This is a genomic window from Mesorhizobium sp. Ca11, from assembly GCF_020165275.1.
Taxonomy (GTDB): domain Bacteria; phylum Pseudomonadota; class Alphaproteobacteria; order Rhizobiales; family Rhizobiaceae; genus Mesorhizobium.
On record NZ_JAIUHU010000024.1, the window covers coordinates 1 to 14,032 of the forward strand.

The following is a 14,032-nucleotide window of genomic DNA, read 5'->3' on the forward strand; positions in this document are numbered from 1 at the left end:
CCGAAAGGACGACCAGGATTCATTCGGTCTCCTTCCCACTTCAACCATACACCAGAACCAACACACAGGATTCTAGGTCTACGCGGTGCGCTTCGCTTCCCGCTCCGCCCTAGAATGACGATCGCGATGGGCGACGACGGGTGGGCGACCGTCGGCCATTTTTACCGCGCCCCGCCCGCCCGGCGGAAATCGGAAGGCGACATGCCGGCGAGCTTGCGGAACGATTTGTTGAAGGCGCTGAGCGAGCCGAAGCCCGAGTCCATGGCGACCCTCAGCACATTGGCGTCCTCATGCATCAGCAGCGCCTGGGCGTAGCTCAACCGCAGCAGGTTGACATATTCGTTGAGCGTCATGCCGGTCGATTTCTTGAACAGGCTCATTGCGTATTTGGGATGGATATCGGCGGCCGCGGCGATGGTCACGCAGTCGATGTCGTAGAGGAAATTCTCGGCGATGAAATCGCACATGCGCCCGACATTGCGGGAGGACTGCTGGTCAAAGGCATTGCCGGCGCCTTGGCCAGCCACCCTTTCCGGAACCAGCCGGTAAGGCTCGAAGCGTACCCGCTCGAGCCGCAGCAGCAGCTCGTTGACGGCATGCTCGGCCTTGGCCGGATCGCCCGAGCGCGCATATTCGTTCCAGCGCTTGAAATTGTCGTTGTCCGACTGGTCGGTCGCATTGGTCACCAGCGTCGCGCCGGTCATCAGCCGATGGCGTATGTCGGCCGGCAGATGCAGACGGAAGAAATGCACCAGCGGCAGATGCGCGCCGGCATAGACGGCGTCGTCGGAAAGATCGTCCATCTGGTGCGGCAGGCCGCCCCAGAACAGGCACATCTCGCCCGCCGAAAGCGAAATCTCATGCTCGGCCATGCGGTAATGCACGCGGCCCTGCACGATGAAATTCACCTCGACCTGGGCGTGCCAGTGCGGTTTCAGCATCACCAACGGGTGGTTGTAAAACATCTGCAGCACGAGCGGCAGTCCTTCGACGCTGCTCGCGCCAGGCTGGTAGAACGGACGCTCCGGCATCTTACTTTCCGCCAACTTCTCATTCCCTTCGACGGGGACAAGCCTTCCGCGCCGCATAGTCTAGCCACGCTCACAGTGAGAGAGCAAATGAAATGGGAGGATTTCAATGCGCACTACACTGACCTGCGCCGCGCTTATGCTTGCCCTGGGCTCCGGCCCGGCGCTGGCGCAGTCCGGCGAGATCACCATCTGGAGCTGGAACATCGCCGCCTCGTCGTTGAAGGCGACGGTCGAGGGCTTCAACAAGAAATACCCCGACATCAAGGTCACGGTTCAGGATCTCGGCAACCAGCCCACCTATGACAAATCGATCGCCGGCTGCGCCGCCGGCGGCGTCGGCCTGCCCGATATCGTCTCGATCGAGAACGGCGAGGCGGAGAATTACTGGAGCCAGTTCCCGGACTGCTTCGTCGACTTGCACACGCTGGGCTACACGGCGGAAGACCAGAAGAAATTCCCCGACTTCAAGCGCACCGAGCTCGAAGTCGGCGACAAGGCCTATGCCATGCCCTGGGATTCCGGCCCGGTGGCCGTCTTCTACCGCCGCGACTTCTACGAGAAGGCAGGCGTCGACCCGGCCTCGATCAAGACCTGGGACGATTTCATCGCCGCCGGCAAAAAGATCCAGGACGCCAATCCGGGCGTGTCGATGACCAATGCCGATTTCAACGGCGACACCGAATTCTTCCGCATGATCTCCAACGAGCAGGGTTGCGCCTATTTCGCCGAGGATGGCCAGTCGATCACCGTGGCCGAGCCGAAATGCGTCGACGCCATGACCAAGGTCAAGGAGATGAAGGACGCCGGCATCGTGTCGTCGGCCGACTGGTCGACCAAGATCACCAACAACACCGCCGGCACCGTTGCCAGCCAGGTCTATGGCGGCTGGTATGAGGGCACGATCCGCACCGAATCGCCGAAGGAGAGCGGCAAATGGGGCGTCTACCTGATGCCGAGCCTGACCGCCGACGGCCCGCGCGCCGCCAATCTCGGCGGCTCGTCACTGGCCATCACCTCGGCCTCGAAGAACAAGGAAGCGGCTTACGCCTATCTGAAATACACGCTTGAGACCAATGACGGCCAGATCACCATGCTGAAGGATTTCGGCCTGGTGCCGTCGCTGATCTCGGCGCTCGACGATCCTTACGTCTCGCAGCCGCAGCCCTATTGGGGCGGCCAGGCGGTGTGGAAGGATATCCTGGCGACGCTGCCCAAGGTGGTGCCGAGCCGCGGCACGCAATTCCAGAGCGACGCCGAGATCATCGTCCGCGCCGTGCAGACCAAATACCTGGCCAACGGCTATCCCGACGCCAAGGCCGCGCTCGACGACGCCGCCAAGCAGATCGCCGCCGCGACCGGCCTGCCGGTTAAGTAGGGCGCCACTTTGCCTTCTCCCCTTGTGGGAGAAGGTGGATTGGCGCGCAGCGCCAAGACGGATGAGGGGTGTTCCAGCGGAGTGAGACGTTGGCGTTCCCTGGAACACCCCTCATCCGGCCGCTTCGCGGCCACCTTCTCCCCCAGGGGGAGAAGGGAAAGACAGACGAAAGGAGGAAGCTGATGCGCACCCAGAACGCCACCGCGTACCGCTTCCTCACGCCCTATCTTTTGATCTTCGCCATCTTCTGGATCTGGCCGATCATCTCTTCCTTCATCATCTCCTTCCAGGCGACCCGCACCGTGCCGTGGCGCTTCGCGCCGGCCTTCAACTGGGGTCGGCTTATCGGCGACCCCGCCTTCTACAATGCGCTGAAGAACACGCTTCTGATCCTGGTCATCCAGGTGCCGGTGATGATTGCGCTGGCGATCGTCATGGCGGTGCTTCTGAACTCGCCGCTGCTTAAAGCCCGCGGCCTCTACCGCTTCGCCTTCTTCGCCCCGGTTGTAGTCGGCGAGGTCGCCTATTCGGCCGTCTTCCGGCTGATGTTCAGCCTCGATTTCGGCATCGTCAACAAGCTCCTGGAGAGCGTCGGCATCTCAAAGATCGACTGGTTCTCCAACGAAACGCCGGCCATGGCGCTGATCATGATCGCGGTCACCTGGCGCTGGGCCGGCTACAACGCCATCATCATCCTCGCCGGCCTACAGTCGATCCCGGAGGATGTCTATGAGGCGGCGACGCTCGACCGCGTCAGCAGGCTGAAGCAGTTCTTCTACATCACCTTGCCGCTGCTGAAGCCGGTCATCGTCTTTTGCGCCGTGCTGTCGATCATCGGCACCATGCAGCTCTTCACCGAGCCGTTCCTGATCACCGAGCGCGGCGGCCCGGGTGGCGGCACCGAGACGCTCGGCCTGCTGCTCTACCGCCAGGGCTTCCGCTCGCTCAATTTCGGCTACGCCTCGGCCGTCGCCTATACCATGGCCGGGCTGGCCATCGCCATCACCCTGGTGCAGCTCTGGCTGATGAGGGAACCGAAATGACCTCGCGCTCGCAAAGACGGCTCGGCCGCGTCATTGCGCTGCATCTTTTCCTGACGCCGCTGGCGCTGGTCTGGCTGTTTCCGCTGTGGATGATGGTGGTGTTCTCCACCATGCCCGATAACGGCATCTTCAGCCCCGGCATCGAGCTCCTGCCGCACGACAATTTCCTCGACAATGTCGCCAACCTGCAGCGCGACACCAATTTCATTGGCGCCATCGGCATCTCGGTCTCGGTGGCGGTGACCTACACGGTCCTTTCGGTGCTGCTCACCTCAATGGCCGGCTGGGCGCTGGCGCGTTACGAATTCCACGGCAAGGGCGCGGTCGTCGCCATCATCTTCGGCACCATCACGCTTCCCTATGCGGTGGTGCTGATCCCGCAATTCATCATGGTGGCGCGCGACTTCGCCTTGGCCAACACCTGGATCGCGCTGATCGTGCCGCCGCTGTTCAATTCGCTGGGCGTGCTCTTCATGCGCCAGGCTTTCTCGATGATGCCGGCCGAACTGTTCGACGCCGCCCGCGTCGAAGGCGTCAAGGAATGGCGCATCTTCCTGTTCGTGGCGATGCCGCTGGCCCGCCCGATGCTGGCGGCGCTTGCGATCATCCTCTTCCTCGCCTCGTGGAACAACTATCTGTGGCCGCTGCTGATCAACAGCCAGCCGGGCGCAATGACGGCGCCGGTGGCGCTCGGCACGCTGATCGGCCTGACCAAGGTTTCGTGGGGCGGCATCATGGCCGGCGCCGTGATGCTGACGGTGCCGATGCTGATCGTCTTCGTGCTCTTGCAGCGCCATTTCATCGCCGGCATCGCCGCCGGCGCGGTCAAATAGGAGAGCGTGAAATGCCTCGCAGACTGGAACACAGAATGATCCAACCTAGCCATATCTCGCTCTGACATGGCGGCCGTCACCCTCACCAATGTCGTCAAACGCTTCGGCATCTTCGAAGTCGTCCACGGCGCCAACATCGACATCGCCGACGGCGAATTCGTCGTCTTCGTCGGCCCCTCCGGCTGCGGCAAGTCCACGTTGCTCAGGATGATCGCCGGGCTGGAGGACATCAGCGGCGGCGATATCGCCATCGGCGGCAAGGTGATGAACGATGTCGAGCCGGCCGACCGCGGCATCGCCATGGTGTTCCAGTCCTACGCGCTCTATCCGCATATGACGGTCGAGCAGAACCTCAGCTTCGGTCTCAGGATGAACGGCAATCCAAAGGCCGACACCGAGCGCCGGGTGAAGCGAGCGGCGGAAATCCTGCGCATCGACGAATTGATGCAGCGCCGGCCGAAGCAATTGTCCGGCGGCCAGCGCCAGCGCGTCGCCATCGGCCGCGCCATCGTGCGCGAGCCGCAGGTCTTCCTCTTCGACGAGCCGCTGTCCAATCTCGACGCCGAGCTGAGAGTCCAGATGCGGGTCGAGATCTCGCGCCTGCACAAGGAGCTCGGCGTCACCATGATCTATGTGACGCATGACCAGACCGAGGCGATGACGCTGGCCGACCGCATCGTGGTGCTCAAAGCCGGCAATGTCGAGCAGATCGGCGCGCCGCTCGATCTCTATGACGACCCGGCCAACCGCTTCGTCGCCGGCTTCATCGGCTCGCCGAAGATGAATTTCCTCAGCGCCAAGGTTGTCGAGACGACGAACAGCGCCGCGATTATCGAGCTCGCCCATCACGGCGGCGCCCGATTGCGCAAACCGCTTTGCGAGACTTTTCCCGCCCTCGGCGCCGAGGTGGTGCTCGGCGTCAGGCCGGAGCATTTCTTCGAGGCCGGCGAGGGCGATTGCGACATCCCGGTCAAGGCCGACGTCGCCGAGCATCTGGGCTCGGTGAGCTATGTCTACGCCAATGCCGGACCCGAGGAGCTGATCGTCGAGCGCGAGGCCTCGCGCCAGCGCGCCAGCGGCGACCATTTCACGGTCTCGATCAAGGCGGAACGGGCGCTGCTCTTCGACAAGGCGGGCGCAAGGATCCGCTGACCCGCAAATTTTCTTTGCCGGCATGCCAGGCGTGGCGGCGACCATGGAGAATTCGACATGACATCTGGAAAAATCCGCTGGGGCATTCTCGGACCCGGCAGCATCGCGAAATCCTTTGCCGGCGGCGTGGCGGGATCGCGCAACGGCGAGCTGGTCGCGCTCGGCGCCCGCAATCCCGCCAAGCCGGGCTTGGCCGAAACCTTTCCGGGCGCGCGCATCCTCGACGGCTATGAGGCGCTGCTCGCCGACAAAAACGTCGATGCGGTCTACATTTCGATCCCGCATCCTGGCCATGCCGAATGGGCGGTCAAGGCCGCCGAGGCCGGCAAGCATGTCTTGTGCGAAAAGCCGCTGGCGCTGACCGCCTTCGAGGCCGACGCCATGATGCATGCGGCGCGCAAAGCCGGCACGTTTCTCGGCGAGGCCTTCATGTACCGCCTGCACCCGCAGACGTTGAAGCTGGTCGAGCTGATCAAATCGGGCGCCATCGGCGAGGTGCGCATGATCAAGTCGAGCTTCGGCTTCGCCATGCCGGGCTTCATGCCGGAACATCGGCTCTATGCCAACGACATGGCCGGCGGCGGCATCCTCGATGTCGGCGGCTATCCGGTGTCGATGGCGCGGCTGATCGCGGGCGCCGCCGCCGGGCAGCCTTTCCTCGAGCCGGACAAGGTCGTGGGCGCTGCCCATCTCGGCCAATCGGGCGTCGATGAGTGGGCCTCGGCCCTGCTCACGTTCCCCAACGGCATCGTCGCCGAGATCTCCTGCAGCATCTCGCTCAACCAGGACAATGTGCTGCGCATCTTCGGCACCAAGGGTCAGATCGAGGTGCCCGATTTCTGGTTCGCCGGTGGCAACCGCGACGTCGGACCGGGCCGGATCGAGGTGATCCGGTCCGGGGCGGCTCGCGAGGTGATCAGCCTCGACGAGACCCGCCACCTCTACTCCTTCGAGGTCGATGCCGCCGGCGAGGCGATCCTGGCCGGACGGCAGGAGTTCGCCTGGCCGGGCATGGGCTGGGCCGACAGCCTCGGCACGCTGCGCGTCCTCGACAAATGGCGTGCCGCGGTCGGGCTGGAATATGACATCGAAAAGCCGGCTAAGCGCGTCAACACCCTCTCTGGCCGGCCGCTGCGGACCGATGGCAAGGCAATCAGCAAGCGCGCCATTCCCGGCCTGCCGCGCGCAGTGTCGCTGCTGGCGCTCGGCTTCGAGGATTTCCGCACCTTCTCCTCCGGCTCGATCCTGCTCGACGCCTATTTCGAGGCCGGCGGCAATCTGTTCGACACCGGTTATGTCTATGGCGCCGGCTACACCGAGACGCTGCTTGGCCAGTGGCTCAGGAATCGCGGCGTGCGCGAGCAGTCGGTGATCATCGCCAAGGGCGCGCATTCGCCGCTCTGCTATCCCGATGTGATTGCGAAGCAGCTGGCGCAGTCGCTCGACCGGCTGCAGACCGACCATGTCGACATCTATTTCATGCATCGCGACAATCCGGACGTGCCGGTCGGCGAGTTCGTCGATGCCATGGACGCAGAGGCCAGGGCCGGCCGCATCCGCGGCCTGTTCGGCGGCTCCAACTGGACGATGGAGCGCATGGACGAAGCTATTCGCTATGCCGAGAAGAACGGCAAGCAGAAGCCCGGCGCGCTCTCCAACAATTTCTCGCTGGCCGAGATGCTGGAACCGATCTGGGCCGGCTGCGTCACCTCTTCCACGGATGACTGGAAGGCCTGGCTGATGGCAAGGCAGATGCCGAACTTCGCCTGGTCGAGCCAGGGCCGCGGCTTCTTCACCGACCGCGCCGGCCGCGACCGGACCGACAATGAGGAGCTGGTGCGGGTCTGGTATTCGGAAAAGAATTTCGGCCGCCGCGACCGCGCCATCGAGCTGGCGCGCAAGCTCGGCAAGAGCCCGATCCATGTCGCGCTCGCCTACGTGCTGGCGCAGCCCTTCCCCTCGGTCCCGCTGATCGGCCCGCGCACACTGGACGAGCTCGAGGACAGTCTTAGGGCGCTGGATATCAAGCTGACGCCGGAAGATCTGGCGTGGCTGGATGAGGGGCCAGAGAGACGGAGGGCTTAGGGGCCTAACCTTCCGCCTTGCGGCTTTGTGAGGGATGCCGAGACGGCAGAAGGGCCTGTCCCGCTAACCTGTTCTTCGTCATTCTAGGGCGGAGCAAGGAGCGAAGCGACGCGCGCAGACCCTAGAATCCATGCCGTGACGGTAGAGAGCCGCCACGGTTCAGGACATTCACCAGCCAATTCCGCGAAACAGCTCGAACCATTCCGGGTTGCTCTTCTCGATCAGTTCAATCTTCCATTGCCGTGGCCAGCGCTTCAATGACGTCTCACGCTGAATGGCATCGGCGATATCGAAGTACTCCTCGTACCAGACCAAACGCTGCACGCCGTAGCGGCTGGTGAAGCTGGAGCCTTGGCCGGTCTTGTGCTCCGGCATCCGACGAGCCAGATCATTGGTGACACCGATATAGATCGTGCCGCCTTTCTGGCTTGCGGTCATGTAGACGTAGCCTGTCATGCTGAGATCCTACGTAGCGCTATCGCCAACGGCCATTTTTGGGCCGTTGCATTCTACGGCCAAAGTCACGGCATGGATTCTAGGGTCTGCGCGCGTCGCTTCGCTCCTTGCTCCGCCCTAGAATGACGAAGGTGCGCCGGCGCTCTACGCGAGGCATCCCCTCTGTCGCCTTCGGCGACATCTCCCCTCAAGGGTGGAGATTTGGCGCTACCGATCCACCCGCGTCGACAAAATAATCGACGACGACGTCCGCTCGACCCCATCCATCGCCCCGATCCGGTCTAGCAGCGCGTCGAGGTCGCGGATCGATGGCGCGTCGACGATGACGATCATGTCGAAATTGCCGCTCACCGAATGCACCGTGCGGACCGGCGGCATCGCCGCGAGGCTGCGCACCACCTTGTCGGCGAGCTTCGGCGTCACGGTGAGCAGCACATGCGCCTTGACCAGCCCTTGCTCATAATCGGGCGACAGCCTGACTCCGTAGCCGGTGATGATGCCGCGCTGCTCCAGCCGCTCGATGCGGCTCTGCACCGTGGTGCGCGACACGCCGAGCTGGCGCGCGAGCTCGGCGGTCGAGGCGCGGGCGTTGGCGCGCAACAAAGTAAGCAGGGCTTGTTCGGCTTCACTGATCATTTCGACGAAACATTTCGGCATATCGCTCAAACTTAAGCTTCATATTGCCAGATTCCACGCTTCCTTTCGACAGGCAAGCTGCGAAGATTCCCGCCAAATCGAAATCAGCATTGGCAGGGGATATGATCATGAAGAACATCGTTGTCGTCGGCGCCGGCAAGATCGGCTCGACCATCGCCGAAATGCTGAACGCCACGGGCGACTATCGCGTCACGCTCGTCGACCGCTCCGCCACCCAGCTCGCTGCCGCCGAACTGCCCGCCGGCGTCGCGACTCAGGAGCTGGACATCGCTGCCGCGGGCGAGCTGGAAAAGATCCTTGCCGGCAAATTCGCCGTGCTCAGCGCCGCGCCCTTCCACCTCACCACGCGCATTGCCGAGGCCGCCGCCGCCACCGGCGTGCATTATCTCGACCTCACCGAGGACGTCGTCTCGACCCGCCGCGTCAAGGAGCTGGCGCGTGACGCCAAAAGCGCGTTCATCCCGCAATGCGGCCTGGCGCCGGGCTTCATCTCGATCGTCGCCAACGACCTCGCCAGCCGCTTCGACACGCTGGAAAGCGTGCGCATGCGCGTCGGCGCGCTGCCGCAATATCCGTCCAACGCGCTGAACTACAACCTCACCTGGAGCACCGACGGCGTGATCAACGAATATTGCGAGCCCTGCGAGGCGATCGTCGAGGGCGAGCTGATCGAGGTGCCGCCGTTGGAGGAGCGTGAGGAATTCTCGCTCGACGGCGTCACCTACGAAGCCTTCAACACTTCGGGCGGTCTGGGCACTTTGGCCGAGACGCTGAAGGGCAAGGTGCGCACGCTGAACTACCGCACCATCCGCTATCCCGGTCACGCTGCGATCATGAAGGCGCTGCTCAACGACCTTGGGCTCCGCCACCGCCGCGACGTGCTGAAGGACATTTTCGAAAGCGCCCTGCCGGCGACGCTGCAGGACGTGGTCATCGTCTTCGTCACCGTATCGGGACGCCGTAACGGCCGCCTGCTGCAGGAGACCTACGCCAACAAGATCTATTCGCAGCGCGTCGGCAACATCGTGCGCAGCGCCATCCAGATCACCACCGCCTCCGGCATCTGCGCCGTGCTCGACATGCTGGCCGACGGCAGCCTGCCGGCGAAGGGATTTGTGCGCCAGGAAGACATCGCCCTCGACGCCTTCCTCGCCAACCGCTTCGGCCGCGCCTACGCCCAGCACGAGATGGTAAGCCGGCTGGCGAGCTGAGGTCTCTTCCTTCTCCCCTTGTGGGAGAAGGTGGATCGGCGCGCAAGCGCCGAGACGGATGAGGGGTGTTCCAGCGGAGTGAGAGGCTTGCTTTCCCTGGAGCACCCCTCATCCGTCGCCTTCGGCGACACCTTCTCCCACAAGGGGAGAAGGGGGAGCTAGACATGCAGCGCGTGGCCCAGCGCCTTCAGCGCCGCTTCCTGGAATCCCTCGCCCTGCGTCGGATGCGCGTGGACCGTGCCGGCGATGTCCTCCAGCCGTGCGCCCATCTCCAGCGCCAGCCCAAACGCCGCCGATAGTTCCGACACGCCCTGCCCGACCGCCTGGATGCCCAGCACCAGATGGTTATCGGCACGCGCCACGACCCGCACGAAACCGTCCTCGCCCTGCTTCGTCATCGCGCGCCCATTAGCGGCGAAGGGGAACTGGCCGATCTTGATCTCGCCGGCGAGCGCCTTCGCTTCTTCGGGCGACAGCCCGGCGGTGACCAGCTCCGGATCGGTGAAGCAGATCGCCGGAATGGCGCGCTTGTCCCAGCTTCTTTTGTGGCCGGCGACGATTTCGGCCACCATCTCGCCCTGCGCCATCGCCCGGTGCGCCAGCATCGGCTCGCCGGTGACGTCACCGATGGCAAAAATGCCGCGCATCGAAGTGCGGCACTGGTCGTCGATGCGGATGAATTTTCCCGCCATGTCGAGGTCGATCTGCTCCAGCCCCCAGCCTTCGGTCAGCGGCTTGCGGCCGACCGTGACCAGGATCCTGTCGGCGGCGATCTTGGCGTTCTTGCCGTCGGCCGTCTCGACCAGCAGCGCGTCGCCCTTGGCCGACAGGCCTTTGGCATTCGCCCCTGTCATTACCTCGACGCCGAGCTCGCCGAGCCGTTTCAGCACCGGTCTTGTCAGCTCGGCGTCATATTGCGCGAGCACCCGCGGCAAGGCCTCGACCACGGTGACCTTCGCACCCATCCTGGCGAAGGCCATGCCGAGCTCCAACCCGATATAACCGCCGCCGACGACCGCGAGCTTGTTCGGCATTTCGCCGAGATCCAGCGCTTCGGTGGACGAGATCACCGGGCCGCCGAAAGGCAGGAAGGGCAATTCTACCGGCGCCGAACCAGTGGCGATGACGACGGTCTCGGCGCGGATCACCTGGGTCCCGGTTTCGGTCTCGACCTCCACGGTCTTGCCGTCCCGGAAGCTTGCCCAACCATGCACGGTCTTCACCCTGGCCTTCTTCAACAGGCCGGCCACGCCGCTGTTGAGTCGGCTAACGATCCCATCCTTCCAGCCGACAGTTTTCGCAAGATCGAGCGTCGGCGCGGGGACCTTGATGCCCAGCGGATCCTTGCCGCCGGCCATATGCGCGATCTTCCCGAACTCTTCCGCGGCATGGATCAGCGCCTTCGACGGGATGCAGCCGACATTGAGGCAGGTGCCGCCCGGCTTGCCGAACTCGACGATGACCGTGTCGACGCCAAGCTGGCCGGCACGGATGGCGCAGACATAACCGCCCGGCCCGGCGCCGATGACGAGCAGCTTGCAGGAGATTTCTTTCATGACGGCTGCTTCCTTTCGGCGGAGGCGGCGACGCGCCTTTTCCTTCTCCCCTTGTGGGAGAAGGTGGATCGGCGCGACAGCGCCGAGACGGATGAGGGGTGTTCCAGGGAAAGCCAACGTCTCACTCCGCTGGAGCACCCCTCATCCGTCGCCTTCGGCGACACCTTCTCCCACAAGGGGAGAAGGGGGAGCGCGCATTTCGGCGCCGCGACGTTCGAGACCGACCCCATCTCCCTCAATCCACGAAGATCAGCGCCGGCGTCTCCAGCAGCGCCTTGATGCGCTGCACGAAAACCGCGGCATCCCAGCCGTCGATGACGCGATGGTCGAAGCTGGAGGACAGGTTCATCATCTTGCGCGGGATGAACTGCGTGCCGTCCCACACCGGCCGCACCATGATCTTGTTGACGCCGACGATTGCCACTTCCGGGTAATTGATGACCGGCGTCGTCGCCACGCCGCCCATGGCGCCGAGCGAGGTGATGGTGATGGTCGAGCCGGAAAGCTCCTCGCGGCTCGCCGTGCCGGCCTTCGCCGCATCGGCCAGCCGGTTGACTTCCGCAGCACTATCCCACAGGTCGCGCGCCTCGGCATGTTTCACCACCGGCACCACCAGCCCGTTCGGCGTCTGCGCGGCGATGCCGATATGGACGCCTTCATGCCGGTGGATGATGCCGGCGTCGTCGTCGAACAGCGCGTTGAGGTTCGGCTGCTCGCCGATCGCCTTGACCATCGCCCGCATCAGGAAAGGCAGCAGCGTCAGCTTCGGGCGATCGGCGCGCTTCTCCCTGTTGAGGGTGGCGCGCAAGTCTTCCAATGCTGTGACGTCGATCTCCTCGACATAGGTGATATGCGGGATGCGCGATTTGGCGAGCGCCATCTTTTCGGCGATCTTGCGCCGGAGCCCAACGACCTTGATGTCCTCGACGCCGTCTTTCCGGGCAAGCCCGGTGGCGCGGGCGACTTGCGGGCCGCGCGCGAGGAATGCGTCGATGTCCTCATGGCTGATGCGCCCGGCCGGACCGCTGCCCGCAACCTGGCGCAGATCGATGCCGGCTTCCTTGGCGCGCAGGCGGACGGCAGGCGAGGCCAGCGGCTTCTCGCCTTCCGCGCGCGGCGCGCCCGAAAGGCTGGGCATGGCGCGATCCTTCTTAACGCCGTCGTCCTCGGGCTTGTCCCGAGGATCTGCCGACCTGCGTGGATGCGACGCCAGTTCCGGCGAACCAGCGGATCCTCGGGACAAGCCCGAGGATGACGGCGCTGCGTTTTGCGCAGGGGAAAGACGATCGCCATGGCTCGCTCCAGCGGGGATGCCGTCGGCACCACTCTCGCCTGGCGACGTGTTTTTCACATTGCCTTCGCCGGCCACCTTCAGCCGCACGATCGGCGAGCCGATCGCCACCGTGTCGCCGATCTCGGCGCCGAGCCACAGGATCTCGCCGTCGACCGGCGAGGGGATCTCGACGGTTGCCTTGTCGGTCATGACGGCGGCGAGAACCGTGTCCTCGCGCACGAGGTCGCCGACCTTGACGTGCCATTCGACAAGCTCGGCCTCGGCGACGCCTTCGCCGACATCGGGAAGCTTTATGACGTGCTCGCCCATCTCAGGCCTCCCCACTCTAAGCTTCCAATGTTTCGATCAGCGCGCGCCCGACCCGCGCCGGGCCGGGGAAATAGTCCCACTCCTGCGCATGCGGATAGGGCGTGTCCCAGCCGGCGACCCGCGCCACCGGCGCTTCCAGATGGTAGAAGCAGTTCTCCTGCACGAGCGCCACCAGCTCGGCGCCGAAGCCCGAGGTGAGCGTCGCCTCGTGCACGACGACGCAGCGGCCGGTCTTCTTCACCGAGGCGACGATCGCCTCGAGGTCGAGCGGCAGCAGCGTCCTGAGATCGATCACTTCGGCGTCGATGCCGGTCTCCTCGGCCGCGGCCTGCGCGACATAGACCATGGTGCCGTAGGCAAGCACCGTCACCGCAGATCCCGGCCTGCGGATCGCCGCCTTGCCGAGCGGGATCGTGTAATGGCCGTCCGCGACCTCGCCCAGCTCATGCTTCGACCACGGCGTCACCGGCTTGTCGTGGTGGCCATCGAACGGGCCGTTGTAGAGCCGCTTCGGCTCGAGGAAGATCACCGGGTCCGGATCCTCGATCGCCGCGATCAGCAACCCCTTGGCGTCATGCGGGTTGGAGGGCACGATAACCTTCAGGCCGGAGACATGCGTGAACAGCGCTTCCGGGCTCTGGCTGTGCGTCTGGCCCCCGAAAATGCCGCCGCCGGTCGGCATGCGTACCACGATCGGGCAGGTGAAATCGCCGTTCGAACGGTAACGCAAGCGCGCCGCCTCCGATACGATCTGGTCGTAAGCCGGATAAACATAATCGGCGAATTGCACCTCCACGCAGGGCTTCAGCCCATAGGCGGCCATGCCGATGGCCGAGCCGACGATGCCGGATTCGCTGATCGGCGCGTCGAAGCAGCGGCTCTTGCCGTATTTGGCCTGCAGGCCCTGCGTGGCGCGGAAGACGCCGCCGAAGAAGCCGACATCCTCGCCATAGACGATGACTTGGCTGTCGCGCCCCATCGAAACGTCCATGGCGTCACGGATCGCCTCGATCATCGTGCGTCTCGGCAT

General features: G+C 64.3%; 12 protein-coding genes. 6 read left to right on the forward strand and 6 right to left on the reverse strand.

Features of this window, described 5'->3' with window-relative positions:
• Positions 1–161 precede the first annotated feature (161 nt).
• Positions 162–1,031, reverse strand: coding sequence for a helix-turn-helix domain-containing protein (locus LB538_RS27575; protein WP_224532412.1), 870 nt, complete (start codon positions 1,029–1,031; stop codon positions 162–164).
• A gap of 106 nt (positions 1,032–1,137) precedes the next feature.
• Between LB538_RS27575 and LB538_RS27580 the strand changes: the two genes are divergently transcribed.
• The 5 genes from LB538_RS27580 (at position 1,138) to LB538_RS27600 (ending at position 7,519) form a co-directional block, all read left to right on the forward strand.
• A complete protein-coding gene (locus LB538_RS27580) occupies positions 1,138–2,406 on the forward strand; it encodes an ABC transporter substrate-binding protein (RefSeq protein WP_224532413.1) in 1,269 nt (422 codons plus the stop codon).
• A gap of 182 nt (positions 2,407–2,588) precedes the next feature.
• Complete coding sequence (locus tag LB538_RS27585; protein WP_224532414.1) at positions 2,589–3,449, forward strand: carbohydrate ABC transporter permease; 861 nt, start codon at positions 2,589–2,591, stop codon at positions 3,447–3,449.
• Positions 3,446–4,282 (forward strand): carbohydrate ABC transporter permease, encoded by an 837-nt coding sequence (locus LB538_RS27590; RefSeq protein ID WP_224532415.1) that lies wholly within the window; start codon positions 3,446–3,448, stop codon positions 4,280–4,282. The genes LB538_RS27585 and LB538_RS27590 overlap by 4 nt, the downstream gene beginning before the upstream one ends.
• A gap of 66 nt (positions 4,283–4,348) precedes the next feature.
• Positions 4,349–5,434 (forward strand): ABC transporter ATP-binding protein, encoded by a 1,086-nt coding sequence (locus LB538_RS27595; protein WP_224551775.1) that lies wholly within the window; start codon positions 4,349–4,351, stop codon positions 5,432–5,434.
• 57 nt (positions 5,435–5,491) lie between these two features.
• Positions 5,492–7,519, forward strand: a complete 2,028-nt coding sequence (locus LB538_RS27600) for an aldo/keto reductase (protein WP_224532417.1) — start codon at positions 5,492–5,494, stop codon at positions 7,517–7,519.
• A gap of 168 nt (positions 7,520–7,687) precedes the next feature.
• Here LB538_RS27600 and LB538_RS27605 read toward each other — a convergent pair whose 3' ends face one another.
• On the reverse strand, positions 7,688–7,975 hold the full coding sequence (locus LB538_RS27605) for a GIY-YIG nuclease family protein (protein WP_224532418.1): 288 nt from the start codon (positions 7,973–7,975) through the stop codon (positions 7,688–7,690).
• Positions 7,976–8,182: 207 nt separating this feature from the next.
• Complete coding sequence (locus tag LB538_RS27610) at positions 8,183–8,611, reverse strand: Lrp/AsnC family transcriptional regulator (protein ID WP_095769876.1); 429 nt, start codon at positions 8,609–8,611, stop codon at positions 8,183–8,185.
• A gap of 128 nt (positions 8,612–8,739) precedes the next feature.
• On the opposite strand from LB538_RS27610, the gene LB538_RS27615 reads away from it, so the two are divergent.
• Complete coding sequence (locus LB538_RS27615) at positions 8,740–9,843, forward strand: saccharopine dehydrogenase family protein (RefSeq protein ID WP_224532419.1); 1,104 nt, start codon at positions 8,740–8,742, stop codon at positions 9,841–9,843.
• A gap of 158 nt (positions 9,844–10,001) precedes the next feature.
• Here LB538_RS27615 and lpdA read toward each other — a convergent pair whose 3' ends face one another.
• The 3 genes from lpdA to LB538_RS27630 all read right to left on the reverse strand — a co-directional run bounded on the left by lpdA (position 10,002) and on the right by LB538_RS27630 (position 14,032).
• Entirely contained in the window at positions 10,002–11,399 is a 1,398-nt protein-coding gene (lpdA, locus tag LB538_RS27620) for a dihydrolipoyl dehydrogenase (RefSeq protein WP_224532420.1), read from the reverse strand.
• 235 nt (positions 11,400–11,634) lie between these two features.
• Positions 11,635–13,002 (reverse strand): dihydrolipoamide acetyltransferase family protein, encoded by a 1,368-nt coding sequence (locus tag LB538_RS27625; RefSeq protein WP_224532421.1) that lies wholly within the window; start codon positions 13,000–13,002, stop codon positions 11,635–11,637.
• 16 nt (positions 13,003–13,018) lie between these two features.
• On the reverse strand, positions 13,019–14,032 hold the full coding sequence (locus tag LB538_RS27630) for an alpha-ketoacid dehydrogenase subunit beta (RefSeq protein ID WP_140845359.1): 1,014 nt from the start codon (positions 14,030–14,032) through the stop codon (positions 13,019–13,021).